Here is a 20,471-nt window from a genome sequence, read left to right as displayed (position 1 = left end):
CCATGAAGTTAAAAGAGGCGCTATCCACCCGTTTTCTGCTCTACCTTCTCGTTCTGCGTCCCCTCATCTGGGCGGTCTTCGGTATCAATATTCGCGGGCGGGAGAACCTGGAGGATTTGGATCGTTTCATTCTCATCTCGAACCACAACAGCCACCTCGACACCCTGCTTCTGTACGCCGCCCTGCCTCTGCGGCAGATCCTCAGGACCCATCCCGTTGCAGCCGGTGATTATTTTGCGAAGTCCAATGGCTTGTTCAGGATCATCAGTTTTCTTTTTCAACCGATTTGGATCGATCGAAGCGGCGAAAGCGGGAAAGCCCTCCCGGCGATCCAAGCCGCGCTCGACAGGGGCGCGAACATCATCATCTTCCCCGAGGGAACCCGCGGTGAGCCGGGCCGGATGCAGGGGTTCCGCAGCGGGATCGGTAGAATTGTTGAAGCCAACCGGTCCATCCCGGTCGTCCCAGCCTTCTTGGAAGGCCCCGAAAGGGCCTTCCCCAGAAAAGCTCCGTTTCCTATTCCCCTTTGGAACCATGTGACGATCGCCCCTCCCCAACGCCTCCAGGGAGATTGCAGCGATATCACGCTCTCCCTGCAGAGGGGTTTGGAGGATCTAAATGCACGGGCGCAGGTGGCGCGCCAGCACCGATCTGAAAAGCGGCATAGGATGTTCACGACCGCAATGCTTGGCATTGATGGATCGGGTAAATCGACTCTGTCCCGTCGAATGGCTATTGCGTTTTCCTCCACGGATAGGACCTGCCTGATCAGCGACCGGCTGGAGCTTTTTGAGCGCCGGGAATTACTGCATCTTCAACCTCTCCTGACGGAAAAGGTCCGCCGATGGATCGGAGCCCAGGCAAAGCAAGCGAAGTCGCTGGTGAGGTATAAGATCCCAAAACTGGCCGAGCTTCTGCTTCGCGACCGGCTATTGAAGGAAGCGGGACGGTGGTATCGGCCCGAAGCGGTCTTCATGGATGGGATGCCCCTGCTAAACCTTACCGCCTGGTCTATCCTCTACAGGGAAGAGCATTTCAACGAGGAACTTTGCGCCAAAGCGCTGGCCATCCTGACGGGACGCGGCCCTAAGGGATCATTGAAGATAAGGCGTGATGACCCCATCTTTAGGCAGTTCCCAGAACTAATTCGTTTGAAACAACTTCACCTTGATCAGATGCAGACTCCGGACTTGGTGATCTTTCTTGATGTTCCTCCGGAAGTTTGTATAAGACGGATCGATGCGCGGGGAGAAAAGAAACAGGTGCACGAAACGGAGGAGAAACTGGCCAAGTTGCGGGAGGCCTATCTCCTTGTCTGCTCAGTCTTGAATAAATATTGGGAGATGCCGGTCCTGGTGTTGGATGGCGGCCGAGCGTTGGACATTGTCGCGGCCGAGGCGCAGAAGTTTGCAGAAAACGCTAAGAATCGATGGAAAGATGAGTGCCGGGATGGCGATTAGGGGAACATTACGATGAAGACTGAACGGATCGACATTATCGCGACCACCATCTCCGGATCAATCCAGGATTGGAAGAAAGTGGAACGCATCGTGCCCCTTTTTAGGGATCAGGGTTTCGATAATGTACAATTGCATGAAGTAGACACTCACAAAGCAGCCCGTGAAAAAACGTCGCAAATTCTTACAGAGGGAGGGCGCATCCCGATCTCAGCCGGCGGATCCGGCACCTTCAGAAATGTGCTGGAGGGTTGTATCGACTCGGGAATCGCACTGAGTGAAATCCGCCTTGGCTTTCTTCGAAAGGGATCGGCCGATCTCATCGGCAAGGTGTTGGATATGCCTGATAAGATCGAGGAGGCCGTTCGTGTCTTTGCTGAATCGATTGAAAGGCGAAGCACGCTTCCCTGCGATGTCCTTCTCGCCGAGAGCGTTGAAGGAAATGTCACATCGATCCACTTTGTCGGCTATGGCGGTGCTGAGATTTTCGGCCGGATCCCATACTATACAGAAAATCGATATATCAAATGGTACAAGGGAATCCTGAGCCAGTTCTTCGGTGATCTCGGTCCCTTTACAACAGGAATGATCCTCTCATTAGGCGAACGCCTTTCTAAAGGACCCTTCGGCGGGCAAGGGCGGTGGAAGATTCATGTGGATGGCCACGATGTCGCTGAAGACCGCTACCAGGCCCTGATCATCCTCAATGGTTATCTTGGTCCGGAATTATCATTCACATCAGATCCTCTTGGCTCCGGGCATTTTCATCTTTTCGCAATGAGAGATATCGGCATTCGAAAATTGCCTCAGCAGGCAACGCGGGCCCGCAGCGGAAAAATTATGGAGGATCCCGAAGCTTGGGGAATGCAATCCTATCTCATCAGGAATTGCCTGGAGCTTTCACCTTCAAAACCCAAACCCTTTCCGGCCAATATTGATGGCTCGACGATGATCTGCCATCGCGGCCTGCGCGTGCGGATCGTCGACCGGGTGCCGCTCATTTCAAGGAGCGGCTCATAATACCTATCCTTGCAATTCAACGGTAGATAGGGTATTCTCTTTCGATATGTAGCGGGATTTCGGAGATCATGATCCTGACACCATTGGGAGGACGCATCCATGCGGCGGGCCATCATGGCGATCATCGGCATTACAATATTATTCGGCATCTCAGCGAGCCACGGCGAACTAAGGATGCGGATCCACCAAGGAGTAAGCTCCAATTACTACTCGGTGGCGGAGATCGACAGTGTAACATTCTTTGATATGTTCCAGCTTGTTACTGTGCCCGCTGGAATTTTTATGATGGGCGATGGGGAAGCTTCGTGCGGCCTGGACGAGCATGAAGTCACCTTGACCCGCGACTTTTATCTCGGGCAGCATGAGGTAACAAACCTGGAATACTTGGAAATGGTTCAGTGGGCATTTGATCAGGGCTATGTCACTGCAACAACTGTATCGCTCCTGGATAACCTGGACGGCGGCACCGAACTCCTCCTCGATTTCAACAATTCTTATTCCGAGATTCAATTTGACGGCGCCGGGACATTCTATCTGCGTCAGTCACCATCAAATAGCGCTCAGTACACGTATCCCGATGGATACGACCCTTCTGCTCATCCAATCCAGTCAGCCAGCTGGTATGGTGCAGCGCGATTCTGTGACTGGCTGAGCTTGCGAGAAGGATTGCCCCGGGCGTATGCGCACACAGGCGATTGGGCCTGCAACAATGGCGATCCATATAGCGCCCAGGGATACCGCCTGCCAACCGATGCCGAGTGGGAATATGCGGCGCAATATGATGATGAGCGCATTTACCCATGGGGGAATGAACCTCATAACTGTAATTATGCAAACTGTAACTGCATTAGTTGGACCAGGCCCATAGGCAGTTTCCCCGACGCACCCGGACTTCTCACGCTATCCGACATGGCCGGAAATGTTTATGAGTGGTGCAATGATTGGTGGTTATGCGAACTTGGAACAACACCCGTAACCGATCCCGTTGATGCCGGGAGCGGGAATTATCGCGTCATTCGCGGAGGCTCATGGAACGCGTCTTCCACCGAGGAGCTGCGTTGCTCCTACCGTTCCGGAGGAACACCAAGCTACCCTTATAGAACTAAATTCGGCTTTCGCTTGGCCCGAACCGTCAATCCCTGATCTTATCGACATCGGTCCAAGCAAACACCAGATAGAGGGGAATCAGACAGCTGGATGTTTCTATCCAGAAGCAGTGGGCGACAAGATAACCGGCGATGATCGCAGCGCTGAATAGAGCCCGCTTCCCCGCAATAATGAATACTGTTAAATAGGCCAGAAGACCGAGCATGCCCATCGTGACAGCATACTCCCAGAAAATGTTATGCGCTTTATCGAACCAGGAACTCTCCGGCGGCAATCTGTCTGCCGGAAAGTATTTGGCATAGGGGATGACATAGTTTTCCGGCCCCCAACCCAGCAGGGGCTTCTCCTTGAAGGCGTTCCACGAGATAGACCAGGAGATGATGCGCGCCTCACTTGGTTTTAAGCTTCTGTACTCATCAAACCACAGCAAACCGATCATCCCAAAAACAAAAACGAACAAGAGGATCAATCCAGCAATTCGATTCCTCAATTGGGCCTTAAGAAACAATCCGCCCAATAGGATTATTGCGCCAATAACCAAGCCCATATAGACGGCTCGTGTTTTTGTAAAGATGAGGATGAACAAATCAGAGACAAGAACCATTCCATAACAAATACGCCAGAGAACTCTACGATCTTTGATTATCAGGAAGATTGAAAATAGAACATGCATCATCATATAGATGGCAAGGAATCCTGGATTGCCCAGCGTCCCGGAGAGCCGGCCGGCAAAATTGCCGAGGGCCAGTATCCCCATGACCAAAGAGACGAGGAGAGAGAAACGAAATAGCCACAAAAACAGATCTTTCGAGAAGAGCGTGGATAGCATTAGAAAGAAAAGCCCGTAATGAACCATATTAAAGAATCCCGTCATCCTCTCCTGCGTACTCCAGAAGCTGCGGATGCGATCCACACTCAATATCGTCGCCAAACCCATCATAATAAAGAATATGAGCAACGAGACATTGAGCAGGGTCCATCGAAGTTTGACTTCTCCCCGGGCAAGCAAGATCAACCACAGTACAAAGAGGAGACCGATGAGGACCTGGAAGGCAATGGCCTTGCCGAAAACGAAGGGGTAAAACGTCGAATCAGTCACAATGAGCGGAATGCATAACACCGCAAAAAGTCCTGTTCGAATTATGGTTTGCACAATTCCTCCATATCTCGAACTTCCGGACGGAAAGGGGCTAATCGCCGGGCCTCTCGCACGGCCCACTTTGCTTTGTCTTTGTCCCTTGCATTTTTGCTATAGAGCAGGCCCAGGTAAATATAACTCTTCGCATCCAGCGGATGTTCTTGAACATTCTTCTCCATTTCATCAACAATATAATCAACGGGCAACAGGTCTTCACCGTTAAGAACATGCTGGGACAGAAAACGCCGGGACTCATGGTTTATGAAAGTGTCATACTCCAGGGATTTCCTATACGCCCCTCTCACAAATACCTGACTTGCAATGAAGGGTCGGATACTCCCCCACCAAATGCCAAAAATCACAATAGGCACTAAAAACAAGGGACCTTGAGAAAGGCATCGGCGATGGATATCATTCGGTTTCTTCATATCGGCCGAGTGGGCCCATGCTCCTCGCTTGAAGATTCAGGTTGCGGGCTAATAGACACCGGTCATCAATATCAGGAACCCATCCTCGTATCAACATAGACAACTGAAGATGCGGCGCATGCTGATGAAAGCGTTTGTCTCGGCCATTATAATACATACTAATATATTTCATCAATAATTTTAACTTACATTTATTGCTTCCATCGAAGAACAGGCCCTTTGACTCCTATTCCAGAAGGAGTTAGGGGCATTTGACCCGAATTCCTATTGACTTGGTTAATAATCGGTGGTATCTTTTCCAGCAATAGGAGTAATTCGCATCTCATTGGCTCCCATTAAGTTGAACAAACTGCTTGGACTACCAACATTGGGCCTGTCGTTGCTGGACCGCAGACAGGACTTGGGAGGCGCAACATGAAAGTTGTTCTAAAAGCTCTGGTGGCGCTCTGTCTTGCCGCCCTGTTCACCGCACCGGCGATTGGGTCCATATGGTTGGCGGACTACCATGGGTACGATTTCACATGGCCCCTTCCGCAAAACTACACTGATGAGGGCCAATTTTACGCAACTATCGGCCCCATGGTCTCAGCCAACGCAGATTTTATGGTCATGGATGAGGACAATTACGAATATACGGTCCACATCCATAGCGGCGCCCTTTCTACCACGGAAACGGTGGGAACATACGTTTTTTACAATTACTACGGGGGCGATGGGACCATCTCCTTCTATGAGGATTCGCGTATCGACGGAACCTCTGCCGATTACGGAACCTATCCGCCGAACCCGACCGCACCCTCCACATTCATTGATGGAACGCACTTGCTTGGTGGCTATTTTACCAGCCTAACGATAGTCATCGAGACGGTGAGTGGTAACGGTTCCTTCACCGGAACGATCAATTTCAATGAAGGTGTCTGCATCGAAAACATGTCATCAACGATACGCGCCGGCTGGACATTGGCGGCTTTGGGATTGGGACAACCCCCATATACGCCCAGTGGATATACAAACCAGGTTGATGGCGAAGTGTATCTGGATCAGCTGCCGACGGCCACCCACAGCGCAACCTGGGGGCAAATTAAGAGTTTCTATAACGACTAGCTTTAAAGACATCTCTGGTTTCCGGGAATGCTATAAAAGCTTCCCGGGAATTGGAAAGGAGCGACAAATTATGCGATCCGCCTTTATACTAGCCATTGGGTTTGTCTTCGCCTCTCTTGTCATTTCCGTTCCCGTCATGGCGCAGGACCCACTCCTCGATTGGGGTCCAAGCTGCTTTGGATGGGAAACCGATTACTCGGGCCACATCAGTAATCCGGGATCTGAATTAACGATCTACGGCAGGATCGATACCTTCTACGATCCCTTGGGTGACCTTGATCCCGATCTCGTTGAGTACACCTTTGTTTTCGAGGGACTCACTTCATTGGGAACTGCTGTCATTGGCGGAATGATCTACGAGACCGACTACACCGATGGTACTTTCAAAATTTATGCGGATGTGACACCCGATTTTGATTTCGGTGTGTTTCCTCCCAATGCAACGGCGCCATCCTCTTTTGTGGACGGCGATCTCGTCCTCGAAGGAACAATGGCCAATTTCCATGTCTTCCTCATCGATACCGGCGCGCCCCCCGGCGCCACGGGTACGATGACGGCCGATTGGGAATGCACCGGCGGCACGCTCTCTAACTTGCTGCTGGGTTGTGGCGGCCCGGTCCTAGGGACATGGACGGATGATCCCGATGTCGTTCCCATTCCCCAGGGATACACAAACCACACAGATGGCAAGTTCGATCTGCTGTACTGTCCGCCGACACCGGCGAAGATGAGCACCTGGGGTCTGATCAAGAGCATCTATTAGAAACCAGCGATCGGGGATATCCCGGGCGGATCAACTGGTGTTTGTTAAAGAGCGGAGCCGGAATGGCTCCGCTCTCTTTCTTTCTCCTTCTTGCGGCCCAAATTTAACCGTCAGTCATCTTCACCCATTGGGATAATGCGCTCTCGGGCAATAGGATACTTGATATTGAGATTCATCATGGATCCGCTGCTCTTCAGGGAATGTCAAAGCTGCCGATGCTATAAATAAGCTCAAAAAGAAAGGGGAGTGGTCATGAGATCAAGAACAAGCAAATCATGGCCGGGGCTGTTGACCATGGCCCTCGCCGTTTGCCTGTGGGGATGCGGAGAGGGTTTAACAAATAGCACCGGTCAGAACCCCTCCTCGATTCTGGAGCAGGCTAGACTCGGTGTTCCAGTAGTGGGACAACCTTCAGCGGCATCCCCAGAAACAGGTACGGCTCCAAAGACTGAGGGATCCCTAATCTATTTTTACCAACGAGCTGACTTTGATGAAGCTTTCCCCGGCCTTCAAGTTGAAGATTTTGAAGAGGGCAACATCGGAGACGGTCAGATCCTCGGCTGTTCACAGCCGCTTAACGAGCATACTGACAATGACTGCTTTGAACCGGGCGACATCCTGCCTGGAATCGAAATATTAACAAACAATGATCATGGCGGACTCGAACTCGCGCTTGTCGGTCCGGATTTCTTTTACAATCCCTCGAAGAATATTGCCGTGACAAGCTGCCCCGATGCTCTGATTCTCGAATTCCCGGATGGCAGGGTCAATGGATTGGGTTTGGATCTCATCAGCTACTTTACTGAAGAGTATTTTGAAATCGAGATCATCGGCGAAGATGGATTTCAAGCCTTCACGCAGGCCTTTGCCGGCAACAGCGGAAGATTTTGGGGATTCGCCTCCGAAGTGCTCATTTCTCAGGTCATTATCACCTCGCCCACCGATCAATCCGAGGCTGTCGATAATATTGCCTTTAACTCAATCGATGGGACATCCGAGTTCCTCACTGTAGAGATCGACATTAAACCCGGCAACGATCTAAACACGATTCGACTCGGTGCAAAAGGCAACATTCCGGTGGCGCTGCTCTCTATGAACGGTTTTGATGCCACCGTGGTTGATCCCAACACCGTCACGCTCGGGAATGATGACGGCAATGACACCCCGGTAGCTGCAAAGCGCAATATCAGCATTTTGGAACGCACCGAAGATATCGATGGTGATGGAGATGAGGACCTGGTTCTTCATTTCTCCCAGGCGCAGCTGGAAGAAAACGGAGATCTGCACAGCGAAACGGTGGAGCTATTCTTAAGGGGAATGCTGGAGGGGGGTCTTGTTTTCCGTGGGTCTGATATTGTCAGGGTGAAGACAGGCCGGCACTAGAATCCAATCTTGGTCTGAAGAAGGTAAGGCAACTCGAAACTTAGGCTCGGACCCAATCACTGATGATTTGGAAGGCTTGGACCACCTTGGGGCAGTACTCATCAACAAAGCTTTCAGAAAGCCGGGTTTCGAGAGGGATCGATTCACTCGCGGCCAACGTTCCGGCGCCATCAAAATCGACATAGGCAAGACGGGCGCTCAACTCCTCTTTGGGGCGCCCAAACGCCGCTCCGGGTATGACCGCCACCCCTGTTTCCTCAATCAGCCGGTTTGCCAGGTCGGGGCTTCCATGAATGCTCTTTGCCGCAAGAGCTTCAGCATACTTCGAAAAATCGGCGAAAATATAAAATCCGCCGGTCGGGGGGATGAAACCGATACCCGCCCGGTTCAAGATACCGGCGCAGCGCTTTCCCACCGCTTCCAGTATCCGGCGGTAGTGGCGGAGATGGTGGTCTATCAGCTCCCCTCCCTCAAAGGCCCGAATCGCCGCAAACTGGATCGGCGCGCTGACCGATGTATACGTTTCGCTGGCCACCGACGCCATTTTATCGAGAAGCCAATCGAGATCCTTTGGAAAGGTAAAAGTGCCAAGGCGCCAGCCGCCCGCGCCGCACCATTTAGAAAGACCGGAGCTGATGATCGTCCCCTCAGGGTAGTAGCGGGCCACCGAAACATGGGCGCCCTTGTGGTCGAGCTGGGCGTATATCTCATCCGACAATAGTATAACCTGGTATTTGCGAGCGACAGCGGCGAGCTTCTCGAGTTCATCCGCTGTATAAGTCGATCCAACCGGATTATTCGGGTAGTTCAACACAAGGATGCGCGGTCGGAGGTCGTCCTTCTCTTCCGCGCAATGCTCCTCCAGCCGCTTCGCAGAGATCATGTATCCGTCGTCAAGAGCTGTTTGGATCAAACTCACCTGCCGGCCGATAATCTTGGCCTGCGGGATGTACGAAACCCAGCATGGCGCCGGCACCAACAGCTCGCCGTAAAAGACGAGTTGGAGAATGAACATGAGCTCTTTGGATCCGGGGCCGATCAGAACGCCCTCTGAATCCGCGGCGACACCATCGGTCCGGCGATGATAATCCGCCACGGCGGCCCGCAGATCCGCATGCCCCTTGGCCGGCAAATAATCTCTTTCATGGGCATGCGTTCGAAGCGATTCAACGATGGATTGAGGGATTGGAAAAGGCGATTGCCCCAGCCCCAGGCGGTAGACGGTCTTCCCCTCCGCCTTCAGCGTTCGGATACGGTCGTTCACACTCAACGTCGCGGATTGCCCCAACCCGCGGACATTCAAATTGAGACTGACATGTTTATTGATCATCAAGACGACTCCCCTCATCATCCGTCCAGCGCAACTATCCCGTGCACCCTAGCAGAGTTCCAGGAAATCCGCCATCCACTGACGCATGGGATAGGAGAATTGATCCCCGCCGATGGTTTGGAACTTCTTCAGGCGATACCGGTAGGAACGCTGTTATCCACTAAATGACCTGGGATATCGGATGAGGAGACTTCAAATGCGACCTTCTAAGAGCCGCAACACTGTAAAGACAACTGGTGGGCTCACCACCTTCATCTTGTCTGCCTTCATCTTGTCTGCCTTCATGGAAACCTCTATTCCCGGCACTGTAATGGCTGGCGAAAAGACCACGGCTGCCGAGAGTGATAGCACCCTGTTCGATCTCTCCGCATACAAAGGAAAGGTCATCTATCTCGATTTTTGGGCCTCCTGGTGCAAGCCCTGCAAGCAATCCTTCCCATGGATGAGGGCGATGCAGGCGCGCTTTGGAAACCAGGGATTCGAGGTGGTTGCCGTGGATATGGACCGCGACCGTAAGGCGGCCGAGTCCTTCTTAAAGCAGAACCCCGCTGCGTTCCGCATCTTTCATGATCCCGAAGGGAAGCTGGCGGAGGCCTATCAGATCGAAGCCATGCCGACCTCCCTGCTCTTCGACCGCCAGGGCCAACAGCGGGCGGTTCACCTGGGTTTCAGGGAATCTGAAACAGAAGCATGGGAGTCCGAGATTATCTCCCTGCTGAGTGAAACGCCGCCTGATACCACACGGAGATAGCCCATGAAAGCGACCCTTCGCCCAGGAGCCCGACTCTCCTTCCTCTTGCTAGCCGCGTCCCTCCTTTTCACAGTTTTCAGCAGCTGCGCCCGGGTCCAGCCGTGGGAGCGTGACCTGCTGGCCGATCCACGGATGCAGGCCGACGCGAACCGGGTGCAAAACGGCATTGATGACCATATCTACTTCAGCAAGGAAGCCTCCAGCGGCGGCGGCGGTTTCGGCGGAGGTGGGTGCGGATGCAATTAAACCCATTCTCAAGGAGACGGCCTAAGGCGGCGGCCCGGGAGGGAGTGAGAACCGGCCTGGCGGCGGCCACTGGCCTCCTCCTAACGGCCATTCCGGGTCCATCGCGGGCCGGACAGGTCGAAGGAACCACTCTCGTCTACACCGAGCCCAACCGTGTCACCGCGGTGGAAACAGCCATCGAGGGCTCAAAAGAACTGAAATCCGGCGGCTCATTATTGTTAAAGTTTGTATACGACGCCCTGACGGGCGCATCGGCCAGCGGCGCGACACCCGCCGACCGGGTCCAGACCTTTACGGGACCATCGGGGAAGAACTCCTATTCGATCGCCCCGGGCGACACACCCCTCGACCCGACTTTTCGCGATGAGCGCTTTGCCGGCTCGGCGACATGGATTCATCCCCTGGGGCGCATGAGTCAAGCGAACCTCGGGATGAACATTTCCTCCGAGACGGATTACCTCTCGCTGGGGATTTCAGGAGTCATCACCCGCGATCTAGCCATGCGGAACACCACCCTGGCGGCCGGATTCTCCCTCTCCCACGATACGGTCGATCCCACCGGCGGAATACCGACGGCGTTGACGCCTCTAACAGGATCATCCGCAGATGAAAATAAAGGAGACGATTTCCAAAAGGATGACGATGGGGATGAGGGCGGGGGCCGGTCCGGAGGTCCTGCAGAGGCCAAGGATATCGCCGATTTCCTCGTCGGCCTGACCCAGGTCCTCGATCGGGCCACCATCGCACGGTTGAATTATACAAGAGGATACTCCTCCGGCTACCTGACCGATCCTTATAAAATACTCTCGCTGGTTCAGTCGCCCTACGAGGCGGAACCTGGAGAACCGCTGCAGTACCTTTATGAAAACCGCCCGGATCGGCGCACAAAGCAGAGTCTCTATGGTGAAGTCCGACGTATGATCGGATCCGATGTCGCCACGGCATCCTATCGCTACTATTGGGATTCCTGGTCGATCCATTCCTCCACGCTGGATCTTCATCTTTCCCATCGCTTCGGGAATCGCACGGAGATAGAGCCACACTTTCGCATCTACCATCAGCATCAGGCTGACTTTTACAATCGCTACCTCGTGTCGGGCCGGACGCTGCCCACATTCGCCAGCGCTGATTATCGTATAGGAACATTCACGGCGGCCACCTATGGCGTGCAGGCCGTTCACACCCTCGACTCGGGTCTCGCTCTTCGTTTTGGAATCGAGTACTACCTGCAGCAAGGGGATAGCAGCCCGCCGGATGCCTTCGGGTCGCTGGTGGGACCTGATCTCTTTCCCGACGTCAGCGCCTGGATGATCCGGGTGGGCACCTCTTTCCCGGTCGAGTGGTGGTAGGCCCGCGGCACCCCGCGGAGGGAATGGAACTCCTCCGGCGCGATGATCTTTGGATGGGGCGCTTTACCGCCATGGCCAGCCCGTGTGAGATCCTCATAGAAACGGGCCGGCGCAAGGTGGCGGAGCGCCTCTACGATATCGCCCGCCGTGAAGTCATCCGCATCGAAACAAAGTTCAGCCGTTACAGAAACGACAATATCATCCACCGGATCCATTCTTCCCGGGGAGCGCCCATCAATGTCGATGAAGAGACGGCGGCGCTCATCGATTTTGCACAAACCTGTCACAGGCTGAGTGACGGACGATTCGATATCACTTCGGGTGTCCTGCGGCGCGTTTGGCACTTCGACGGCGGTGATCAATTGCCATCTCAGGAGGCTGTCCGCTCGATCCTGCCCCTAATCGGATGGGAAAAACTGCGATGGAATCCCCCCACCCTCCTCCTGCCGCAGGGGATGGAAATTGATCTGGGGGGGATCGGCAAGGAATATGCTGTCGATCGGGTGGCGGCTCTTCTCTCCACTGCGACCGACGGACCCTATCTCGTAAACCTTGGGGGAGACCTGTTTGCGAGCGGACCCCGTTCCGGGGACCAACCCTGGCAGGTGGGAATCGATGATCCGCGCTCCGAGGAAAGACCCATCCGGCGTGTCGCCCTCTGGCAGGGAGCCCTGGCAACCAGCGGCGATGCGCATCGATTCATCGAACGGAATGGGGTGCGCTATTCGCATCTTCTGAATCCACGGACCGGTTGGCCGGTGGTGGGCGCTCCGCGTTCCGTAACGGTTGCCGCCCCCACGGGCACTGAGGCGGGGATGCTCGCCACCTTTGCTATGCTCAGAGGCGCCGGCGCGGAGACATTCCTCGATGCTGAAAAGGTGCGCTATTGGTGCATACGATAATCGCCATTCCCTTTGATTCCTGCACTGCCATGGATGTATGTTTATTATGGTTCATGTGCAGGATAACTTACGACTCGCAGTGGGAATTCGAGTTATTTGAAAGGCGGTAAGATCATGCCAAAGGAACAAGACGGATGCGTGAAACCGGCCGGCGGCCCCATTCACCCACCGGCGTCGGCAGATGCGCCGGCGTCCATCCCCTTAGAAAGGAGCACGATCATGATGGCGAAGGTTGGAAAACCAGCTCCGGACTTTGAAGCCAGCGCTTATATCAATGGCGGCTTCAAGAATATCAAACTCTCTGATTATAAGGGCCAATGGCTGACGCTCTGCTTCTATCCCGGTGATTTCACTTTTGTTTGACCGACGGAGCTGGCGGCAGTTGCCGCCAATTACGCGGCGTTACAAAAGCTCGGTGTTCAGGTCCTTTCAATGAGCGCCGACAGCCGCTTCACACATAAAATGTGGCAGGAAGAGGAATTGTCTAAGATGGTCGATGGCGGCGTACCCTTTCCGATGCTGACGGATGCAGGCGGCCGGATCGGCCAGGTCTATGGTGTCTATGACGAAGATGCCGGCGTTGATATCCGCGGCCGCTTCCTTATCGATCCCGATGGGGTCATACAAGCGATGGAGGTTATGACACCTCCCGTCGGACGCAACTTCGCGGAGTTGGTCCGGCAAGTTCAGGCATTTCAATTGGTTCGCGAAACGAAGGGGGCTGAGGCCACACCGGCCGGCTGGGTTCCCGGCAAACCGACGCTGAAAGTGGGGCCCGATCTGGTGGGCAAGGTCTGGAAGATCTGGAAACCCGAGAAGTTTTAGCTTATGCATCGGCGGTGTCATCTGAGTTGATCAAAAGCCTGGCGGTTTGCGCAGCCGCCAGGCTCCTTCTCTGCCCGGGAGAATCTCCTGGAAAAAGGTCGTAATTAAAGGCAACCAACCCCGAATTCATCGACGCGCATAAAGAACCCGCGCCGTGGGCGATCCCAGATCTTCCACAAGAGCAATGTATAGACTATTTCCATTGATTATCACCGTGGGCTCGGAACACAGTCCGGTCAGGTTGCGCTGTGTCTTTGTTATCCATTGGAAGGCGTCTCCCACAAGACATCCTTCACTGATCAGGATGCCTGAATCCGTCGTTCCCAATACAACAAGACGTTCACCACAGAGATCAACATCGAATTCAAAGAACAAATCGTCATTGAGCGGCCGAAAAGGGGATCCCAGAATATTGAAATTCCCATCGAACCGGGCGCAGCTTAATATTCCTGGCGCGATGGTTCCAAAATGTATATTCGGCCGCGAAGGAATCGCGCCTTGGGAATCGGATTCGACGCTTCCGGGTACAAATAGTTTGTAAAAGAGCCAATAACCGTCATCAATTCGTATCATCTCCGCTTGCTGGACAACACCCGTCTCAGGTTTATAGAGAACCCTATAATTCCAGGAGTCGCCACTCTCAGGTGGAGTGAACAAAACCACCGCTTTCGATGCTTCAGCGCCATCCACAGCGATCACGGGTGGAATAACTCCCTGCATACCCTTCACGAATCGGGGGTTGCTGAAAACACCTCCTAATCGTTGCGCGCTCAAATCAATATCTTTGGGGGAATTCGAATCCCATAATGCCAGCGGGCAAAAAGCGCTTCCCGGGCGTGTCAGCGCAACAAAGAAGGATCCGTTATCCGCGGCCATCAAGCTCCACTGCGGCCTCGACGTCTGGGGCGGGAGCATGAGGGTGTTTTCAGACAGCAGGCGCGGGGGATTCTCGACAGAGAAGAATTGCAGGCTGGGCTTAAAATCCTTCTGGTGCGAGGAAACGACAAGATGAGGCGAACCCCGCCAATCGATCCACTCAATTCCATCAATCTCTTCTCCCCTCTCTATCATCAAGGCGTCCAATTGCAGCAAAAATGAGATCTCTTTATTTTGATTCTTCATAACAGGCTCCTGTGCCGAGCACCCGGAAAAGGTCGTCAAGCAAACCCACACCGCCACCACAATTGAACGGAGAACGCCATGATTACCGGGGCAATCCATGTCCATGACTCCAAGATTAAGACGCATACTTCGAGCCTCCTATGGAATCAGGATCTCGTTGAGTAATGCGATATTGGATATATCCCTCGGGATAATGATTTCGTCACCCGTTTGAACATCTGCAACCGTAGCCCGAAATGAACGCAAATCGTGATTTTGGGCGTGTTGAAACAGCGCATTTTCACCTCCTGTCACCCCATACAAAATCACAACATCGGCAACCGTTTCGCCTGGTAACATTATATGCGCAATGAACCCCCGGCTGCATTCCTGCGTGATATGGAGTCTTGAACCATCCTGGCAGAATAACCAGTGGCTCGCATTATCTCCAATTCCAGCAATGGCCGCGTCTTCCCAGGCTTTTTCACTCGGGTAGGGTTGCAATCCATACGACGGATCGTAAATCTCTCCTCCATATCTGACCAGCGCGTGATCACAAAATGTGAATGTCGGATTTGTCTTCCCCTGACCCGCAACACCGGTCATCTTTGTGCAGAGTTGCTTTCCTCTCCCCGCCAAATGACTGAAGTCGCTCGGCCATGTCCCCTTTCCCTTGAACTTACACTTTTGAACGAGAAAGGCCACATTGGGATCCTTGGGAATCACCGCAATTAATTGCAGCGCATTGACTCCATGCATTTTGCACATATCGATGAAAAACCGGGCCCACGAACCGCACCGGCCGGTCGCGGTTATTCCATCGGGCTCGCTATTTTGCAGAAGATCCTGGGTCGTGAAAATCGCCGGTGAATCCAAGCCACGACCCCAATAAGTTAATTTTTTGCCATCCCGTCTGCGGGATAAACCCTTCCCATCACCTGTCGTTTTTTGAAGCGGTTTATAGGCATAGGTCACAAGGTCGTTTTGCGTCGTACGACCCTTCGCGGATTGGCATGACAGGTGAAGTGGCGTCCAATATATGGGCGTTCCAACAACAGGATCATTCAGTAGAGCGTAGATCTGATGTTTTGTCTGCCCGGCGGATCTCGTGACACCATCAGGGCCGACAATTTCCCATGCAATCTTCAGGTTCTCATAAAAGTAGACTTGATTGGGAATCGAAACATCGCTGTCCATATTCGCAACTGTAACTGCCGCATCGGCCGGGCCGACGGCGACATTTATCTTTTCCCATCGAAGCCGCGTTCCTTTGAAATCTGCGGACCCCCTTACTGTAACCTGCTCTTGCTCCGTAGGCGCCGTCGCAACATTAAAACGGGCTGTTATTCTGATCCTTTGGTTGCGGGTATAGCAGAGCGGGGAATGAACCGTATTGACGGCCCCCGGCAGAGGGGACATTGGATCGACTCTGTTACGATTCCAGATATTATCAAAGTCAGCGACAGTGTCGCAATTGACGGTATGCCCTCCGGCAAAGGTCAGTTCTTCAATCTCCAATAGGGGCGCCTGGCAAATATGCAGATTGATCGTCTTTGAGGCATTGTACAAATTCGTTATAACCTGAATATCCTGAGCGTTATTCAGCGATACGCGCCTGCGCCGCTTCGAACTTCCCGCCACGCCGGTGTTCCACACCCATGGCAAACGACTCCGGAACCAATCCTCGGACGGATTTGGCGTCGCCGTTATTTCGGCCCGATCCCGTCCCACATAGAATTTCCAGGTATCCCCATTAATCTGCGCTCCATTTTCACAAACCAATGTCTGGATCTCAATAAAATAGAGATTAATCGATTTAGAATTATTCAAGGTCGCTGTAATGGTCACCGGCCCACCGACGGGATTTCGCGGAATCGATACCATATTCAGGTTCGGCACCGCCCCGCCGGGAAGTCCACCCCATTGCACTTTCGCATGGGTCGCTCGATTATTGGGCTGAGTGACCGCTGTGAGCCCCACCGTCATTGCGGCATGACTCGAGGTAAACCAATTCTGGGGACCCACCACCCACTTCCGGTAGATTCTGGTGGCGCCCCCGGTCACTGCAAGGGCGGTAATTTTTTCGCGCTGGCAGGGCAAACAGGCGTTTTGTGTCATATCAAACCCCACCCCTCGGCAAAACCCTATTGAAATCCCATTCCAAGCTAATCGGCTGCATAAATCTCCAGAACATCAAGCTTACTTACCCCCGGAACCTCATCATCATTGAATACCTCCGCCGCCCAAACTTCGTCGGTGTGAAAATTCAGGCCGAGATCCAGCATCAACAAAATATACCGGTGCAGATCCTTATACAAATCGCCGTCGAATTGGTCAATCCGTCCCTCAGCGACTTCTATAAGCTCCCGAAAATGTTCCTCCCCGCGCTTTTCAAATTCAGCCGGTCGCTCACGGCGCAAGTCCATCATCGTTCTTTGTTTGATGCGCCTGCGCATATCCTTTTCAAAGACTTCCATTTGCTCTTTGCGGATTTCCAACATATACGACTCATCTCCTAATTCGCTGTTTCAAGCATCAAACGCTGGATGTGGAGTCCTTCGCCATCTCTGTTCATACGAAGAAGCGCGGAAGGGTCTTCATCCTCAATAAAAAAATGGCCGACAGGGCCGAAAATATTCTTTAACTCTTCCGGATTGCAGCTTGGCAGATAAACCCGCATGACTCGTGGATCGTAGAATCTAAAATAGAGCCGCCTCCCCTCCGGATCCCGTATCAGCAGGAACCGTCGAAAATGGGTGGCCACCTCCTGTAGAGTGATGGATTCAGGGGTTGTGACAAAGAGCCCCCAGTTTCGGCTCCAACCCTGGCGAACGAGCCATTCATTAAAAAGCGCCCCCTTTTGCAACTTCACCATATACGGGGCGACTTCGGCCATATCGGGTGTGAGGTCGCCACGATAAAGACAGATAAACTCTGATCGGGATCCCTTCAAAATTTGCGGCATGTTCTGCGCCGAGGCGGCGTCATAAAGACCAAAGACGGCTGTATCCGGCTGCAGGAATATCTGCTGTACAATGAATTCCGTTGTCGATACGCTGGGCGCCATTGTCAGGCCCCTTTCTCCTCATTCATGCACTCTTCGCAGAAGGGTGTCCCCCTTTTCGCTGCTTCCACCAACGTCATGGCCTGTTCTCCATATGCCGCCGGGTGGGGCTCCTCGGCGGCCGACAGACGCGTCTCTGAGGGAGGAAGATCCTCCGCCTCTTCCTCGATCAGCGGCTCCTCCGGCACGCCTCCCGAAAAATCCGAAAGGGCGTGCTCTACAAGCATGATCCGCCCACTTGCCAATTCACGCGCGACGCGTTTTATGACCTGCTCATCATTCAATCTCTGAACGCCTAGACAGTGTGTCGCAATGACAGCTCGCAGCGTGGACAGGGCGCCATCATCTTTTGAGAAGGGCCGCAGAAAAAGGAGCGCAGACTCATCATCGGGAAATTTTTTGACAAGGGGGGCATCGATTGCTTCGACGCAATCCAAAATCTCATAGTTTCGAAATCTTGACCGCAATATCCGCTTCATGATTCCATCCCACTTCCACCCCTCCTATATATAATACCAACTCATGCTATTGCAAGGATTTGTGCCCGGCTCCATCCGCCCCCCCCCCCACTCGCCCACTCATTTTCTGAAGTGCCTCCAAAAAGATGCCCGGATTTCCAAACCCGGACGGCAGTCCTGGATACAGGCCTTAACAGGCTGGGTCCTCTGCAGCTTCACCATCACCGCGGGCGGCGGCGGTTTTCCGCCGCGCAACGGTGGCCGGGATCAATGCGCAAGGCTTGATCAAAGGCTTGCAGCGCCTCCTGGCGGCGGCCTTGTTGAATCAAACAGGTCCCGAGATTGTTCCAGGCGTCCGCGAGATGCGGCGCCAGCTGAATGGCGCGGCTGAGTTTGCGCTCGGCATTCTGGAGATCCCCCATATCCATCAAGGTGGTGCCCAGGTTGACCCAGGCCTGGGCATTCGTTGAATCGATGGCGATGGCGGCATAGGCGGCGCCCATCGATTCACGCGGCCGTCCCGTCATACCGTAAAGGGCCGCCATCGTCGTCCAGGCCTCTCCATGTTTAGGATTGATCTTCGTGGCAAGCCGCAATTCAGAGAGCGCCTCCTCCGTGCGCCCCGCCTCAACAAGGGCATAGGCCCTAAGAAAGGATTGATCCGCCGGATCCTCTTGGCTCCGAACCCATCCGGCATTCACCACCAGCAAGGACGCCACCAAGACAATGGCGGATTCTTTCCACGCGCGGGCGAAGCCGGTCCATCCCGCTACAGCCAAGACAGCCAAAACCGGCGTCAGCACGACCCGGTAACGGGCACTGGGGAAGAATAGTATAACCCCGATCGAAAAAAGAAGAGTCGCTGCCGCAAGAAAGTAAAATCCCTTTGGGTTGCGCGGGGTCAGCCGTCTTCGAAACGCCCGCCAGAGCCCGAGCAGGGCCGCCGGTCCGAGCAACCCAAAAGGAAACCCAAAGGGGCCGGCTTTCCACATTAAAACCCGCAACAAGCGCGATCCTTCCCGGGCTTCATAAATCTCCTGATTTCGTTTGATCTCATGGGGTGACAGGAATCCGGCCGTCTTATACATTGTGTTGCGGACAAAATCGGCGGGATGGTGGATGATCCAGTCGAAAGCCTCCCTGTAGAAATAGGCCGATTTCTCTCCAGCCGTCACCGCTCCGGATTCGAGCCGCGGCCGGTCGGTGAGCTCACTCCAGAAACGCCCGGGACGGATGGCGATCACCCCCCGGCTATCGGCATTATTTCCCAAATAGAAATTGATTCCGCCGCCGGAAGAAATCGGGATAAGGGCGTTATCCTGTTTCAGATTGTACAATGTCACCGGTGAGACAATAACGCAGATGCCGAGCATAAAAAGGACAGGACGAAGCCATCTTCCGCCGCCGTTCCTTATAAAGAATCCCCAGAGGACGGCGAGCGGGGCGAGGATCAGGGCGTTTTCCCGGCACAGAGCCGTCAACCCCAGAAGCATGCCCGCCCCAAGCCACCATAAAACAGAAGGAGAGCCCCCCTTCTCTGCGGTCGAGAGGGCCTTCAGTTGCACCAGAACCCACCCCGTCAAAAGAAATGCCGCCAACGATTCGCGCAGAAGTTGCCCTTCAAAATAAAGCAGGGGGCCATAGAGCGCGCAAATCCCGAAGACGATCCAGGCCTGTTTCCGTGAAAGCAGATGCCGCGCCAAACACCAGGCCAGCAGGCAGGTGCCCGCGCCAAGGAGGGCGTTGACCAGGCGGGCGGCGGGCCAGCTGACCCCCGCGACGCGATAAACGCCCGCCAGGAAATAGGAGTAAAGGGGAGCCTGCCAAAAGGGCTCCTCGGGGGGCCAGCCGCCCTCGAGAAGCCCTCTCGCTTCTTGGTCATAGGTGTGGGCGTCGACCACCGGGAGGGACAGAAGACCCGCCCGGTTCCATTCAGCCCAAAAGATCACTCTCGGCGCCAAGGCCAGTAAGAAGATCAAGGCGGCCAACTTTGCGGTCTTTGACACCTTCACATAAAATGACTCCACTCAGCGGATTAAAAACAT

20 protein-coding genes are annotated in these 20,471 nt (G+C 53.8%); 11 read left to right on the top strand and 9 right to left on the bottom strand.

Features of this window, described 5'->3' with window-relative positions; genetic code table 11:
* Positions 1–2: 2 nt before the first annotated feature.
* From KJ970_11785 to KJ970_11775, 3 genes are all read left to right on the top strand, one after another.
* Positions 3–1,460: a 1-acyl-sn-glycerol-3-phosphate acyltransferase gene (locus tag KJ970_11785; GenBank protein ID MBU2691599.1), complete on the top strand. Its 1,458-nt coding sequence runs from the start codon at positions 3–5 to the stop codon at positions 1,458–1,460.
* A 12-nt stretch (positions 1,461–1,472) separates the two neighbouring features.
* Positions 1,473–2,477 carry a hypothetical protein gene (locus KJ970_11780; protein ID MBU2691598.1) on the top strand — a complete coding sequence of 335 codons (1,005 nt, stop codon included), beginning with the start codon at positions 1,473–1,475 and terminating at the stop codon, positions 2,475–2,477.
* Positions 2,478–2,576: 99 nt separating this feature from the next.
* On the top strand, positions 2,577–3,620 hold the full coding sequence (locus KJ970_11775) for a formylglycine-generating enzyme family protein (GenBank protein ID MBU2691597.1): 1,044 nt from the start codon (positions 2,577–2,579) through the stop codon (positions 3,618–3,620).
* Here KJ970_11775 and KJ970_11770 read toward each other — a convergent pair.
* Both KJ970_11770 and KJ970_11765 read right to left on the bottom strand, forming a co-directional pair.
* Positions 3,610–4,704 (bottom strand): O-antigen ligase family protein, encoded by a 1,095-nt coding sequence (locus tag KJ970_11770; GenBank protein MBU2691596.1) that lies wholly within the window; start codon positions 4,702–4,704, stop codon positions 3,610–3,612. The genes KJ970_11775 and KJ970_11770 overlap by 11 nt on opposite strands.
* 20 nt (positions 4,705–4,724) lie before the next feature.
* Positions 4,725–5,150 (bottom strand): hypothetical protein, encoded by a 426-nt coding sequence (locus KJ970_11765; GenBank protein ID MBU2691595.1) that lies wholly within the window; start codon positions 5,148–5,150, stop codon positions 4,725–4,727.
* A 414-nt stretch (positions 5,151–5,564) separates the two neighbouring features.
* On the opposite strand from KJ970_11765, the gene KJ970_11760 reads away from it, so the two are divergent.
* The 3 genes from KJ970_11760 to KJ970_11750 all read left to right on the top strand — a co-directional run bounded on the left by KJ970_11760 (position 5,565) and on the right by KJ970_11750 (position 8,400).
* The gene (locus KJ970_11760) at positions 5,565–6,254 is read left to right on the top strand and encodes a hypothetical protein (GenBank protein ID MBU2691594.1); all 690 of its coding nucleotides are present in this window, start codon (positions 5,565–5,567) and stop codon (positions 6,252–6,254) included.
* A 70-nt stretch (positions 6,255–6,324) separates the two neighbouring features.
* Positions 6,325–7,017 (top strand): hypothetical protein, encoded by a 693-nt coding sequence (locus KJ970_11755; protein MBU2691593.1) that lies wholly within the window; start codon positions 6,325–6,327, stop codon positions 7,015–7,017.
* Positions 7,018–7,269: 252 nt separating this feature from the next.
* Positions 7,270–8,400 carry a hypothetical protein gene (locus KJ970_11750; protein ID MBU2691592.1) on the top strand — a complete coding sequence of 377 codons (1,131 nt, stop codon included), beginning with the start codon at positions 7,270–7,272 and terminating at the stop codon, positions 8,398–8,400.
* A 40-nt stretch (positions 8,401–8,440) separates the two neighbouring features.
* Here the strand turns inward: KJ970_11750 and KJ970_11745 are convergent, their stop codons facing one another.
* On the bottom strand, positions 8,441–9,730 hold the full coding sequence (locus tag KJ970_11745; protein MBU2691591.1) for an aminotransferase class I/II-fold pyridoxal phosphate-dependent enzyme: 1,290 nt from the start codon (positions 9,728–9,730) through the stop codon (positions 8,441–8,443).
* Between the two features lie 196 nt (positions 9,731–9,926).
* On the opposite strand from KJ970_11745, the gene KJ970_11740 reads away from it, so the two are divergent.
* The 5 genes from KJ970_11740 to KJ970_11720 all read left to right on the top strand — a co-directional run bounded on the left by KJ970_11740 (position 9,927) and on the right by KJ970_11720 (position 13,803).
* A complete protein-coding gene (locus KJ970_11740) occupies positions 9,927–10,481 on the top strand; it encodes a TlpA family protein disulfide reductase (protein MBU2691590.1) in 555 nt (184 codons plus the stop codon).
* A gap of 3 nt (positions 10,482–10,484) precedes the next feature.
* On the top strand, positions 10,485–10,727 hold the full coding sequence (locus KJ970_11735; GenBank protein ID MBU2691589.1) for a DUF4266 domain-containing protein: 243 nt from the start codon (positions 10,485–10,487) through the stop codon (positions 10,725–10,727).
* Between the two features lie 44 nt (positions 10,728–10,771).
* Complete coding sequence (locus tag KJ970_11730; GenBank protein ID MBU2691588.1) at positions 10,772–12,076, top strand: DUF3570 domain-containing protein; 1,305 nt, start codon at positions 10,772–10,774, stop codon at positions 12,074–12,076.
* 23 nt (positions 12,077–12,099) lie between these two features.
* Positions 12,100–12,978, top strand: a complete 879-nt coding sequence (locus KJ970_11725) for an FAD:protein FMN transferase (GenBank protein MBU2691587.1) — start codon at positions 12,100–12,102, stop codon at positions 12,976–12,978.
* A 114-nt stretch (positions 12,979–13,092) separates the two neighbouring features.
* Positions 13,093–13,803: a peroxiredoxin gene (locus KJ970_11720; GenBank protein MBU2691586.1), complete on the top strand. Its 711-nt coding sequence runs from the start codon at positions 13,093–13,095 to the stop codon at positions 13,801–13,803.
* A 126-nt stretch (positions 13,804–13,929) separates the two neighbouring features.
* Here KJ970_11720 and KJ970_11715 read toward each other — a convergent pair whose 3' ends face one another.
* From KJ970_11715 to KJ970_11690, 6 genes are all read right to left on the bottom strand, one after another.
* Entirely contained in the window at positions 13,930–14,925 is a 996-nt protein-coding gene (locus KJ970_11715; protein MBU2691585.1) for a hypothetical protein, read from the bottom strand.
* Between the two features lie 138 nt (positions 14,926–15,063).
* A complete protein-coding gene (locus tag KJ970_11710; GenBank protein ID MBU2691584.1) occupies positions 15,064–17,022 on the bottom strand; it encodes a hypothetical protein in 1,959 nt (652 codons plus the stop codon).
* 47 nt (positions 17,023–17,069) lie between these two features.
* Complete coding sequence (locus KJ970_11705; protein MBU2691583.1) at positions 17,070–17,405, bottom strand: hypothetical protein; 336 nt, start codon at positions 17,403–17,405, stop codon at positions 17,070–17,072.
* A 14-nt stretch (positions 17,406–17,419) separates the two neighbouring features.
* Positions 17,420–17,971: a DUF4123 domain-containing protein gene (locus KJ970_11700; protein ID MBU2691582.1), complete on the bottom strand. Its 552-nt coding sequence runs from the start codon at positions 17,969–17,971 to the stop codon at positions 17,420–17,422.
* A gap of 2 nt (positions 17,972–17,973) precedes the next feature.
* The gene (locus KJ970_11695) at positions 17,974–18,447 is read right to left on the bottom strand and encodes a hypothetical protein (protein ID MBU2691581.1); all 474 of its coding nucleotides are present in this window, start codon (positions 18,445–18,447) and stop codon (positions 17,974–17,976) included.
* 200 nt (positions 18,448–18,647) lie between these two features.
* Complete coding sequence (locus tag KJ970_11690) at positions 18,648–20,438, bottom strand: tetratricopeptide repeat protein (GenBank protein MBU2691580.1); 1,791 nt, start codon at positions 20,436–20,438, stop codon at positions 18,648–18,650.
* Positions 20,439–20,471 lie beyond the last annotated feature (33 nt).

It is taken from the genome of Candidatus Eisenbacteria bacterium, assembly GCA_018831195.1.
Lineage (GTDB): Bacteria > Eisenbacteria > RBG-16-71-46 > CAIMUX01 > JAHJDP01 > JAHJDP01.
The sequence above is the reverse complement of the archived record's forward strand: the minus strand, read 5'-3'. Positions and strand labels throughout refer to the sequence as shown.

Coding starts and splice junctions, on each gene's coding strand:
- KJ970_11785 (MBU2691599.1), top strand. CDS start 3: ATGAAGTTAAAAGAGGCGCTATCCACCCGTTTTCTGCTCTACCTTCTC.
- KJ970_11780 (MBU2691598.1), top strand. CDS start 1,473: ATGAAGACTGAACGGATCGACATTATCGCGACCACCATCTCCGGATCA.
- KJ970_11775 (MBU2691597.1), top strand. CDS start 2,577: ATGCGGCGGGCCATCATGGCGATCATCGGCATTACAATATTATTCGGC.
- KJ970_11765 (MBU2691595.1), bottom strand. CDS start 5,150: ATGAAGAAACCGAATGATATCCATCGCCGATGCCTTTCTCAAGGTCCC.
- KJ970_11760 (MBU2691594.1), top strand. CDS start 5,565: ATGAAAGTTGTTCTAAAAGCTCTGGTGGCGCTCTGTCTTGCCGCCCTG.
- KJ970_11755 (MBU2691593.1), top strand. CDS start 6,325: ATGCGATCCGCCTTTATACTAGCCATTGGGTTTGTCTTCGCCTCTCTT.
- KJ970_11750 (MBU2691592.1), top strand. CDS start 7,270: ATGAGATCAAGAACAAGCAAATCATGGCCGGGGCTGTTGACCATGGCC.
- KJ970_11745 (MBU2691591.1), bottom strand. CDS start 9,730: ATGATCAATAAACATGTCAGTCTCAATTTGAATGTCCGCGGGTTGGGG.
- KJ970_11740 (MBU2691590.1), top strand. CDS start 9,927: ATGCGACCTTCTAAGAGCCGCAACACTGTAAAGACAACTGGTGGGCTC.
- KJ970_11735 (MBU2691589.1), top strand. CDS start 10,485: ATGAAAGCGACCCTTCGCCCAGGAGCCCGACTCTCCTTCCTCTTGCTA.
- KJ970_11725 (MBU2691587.1), top strand. CDS start 12,100: ATGGAACTCCTCCGGCGCGATGATCTTTGGATGGGGCGCTTTACCGCC.
- KJ970_11715 (MBU2691585.1), bottom strand. CDS start 14,925: ATGAAGAATCAAAATAAAGAGATCTCATTTTTGCTGCAATTGGACGCC.
- KJ970_11710 (MBU2691584.1), bottom strand. CDS start 17,022: ATGACACAAAACGCCTGTTTGCCCTGCCAGCGCGAAAAAATTACCGCC.
- KJ970_11705 (MBU2691583.1), bottom strand. CDS start 17,405: ATGTTGGAAATCCGCAAAGAGCAAATGGAAGTCTTTGAAAAGGATATG.
- KJ970_11700 (MBU2691582.1), bottom strand. CDS start 17,971: ATGGCGCCCAGCGTATCGACAACGGAATTCATTGTACAGCAGATATTC.
- KJ970_11695 (MBU2691581.1), bottom strand. CDS start 18,447: ATGAAGCGGATATTGCGGTCAAGATTTCGAAACTATGAGATTTTGGAT.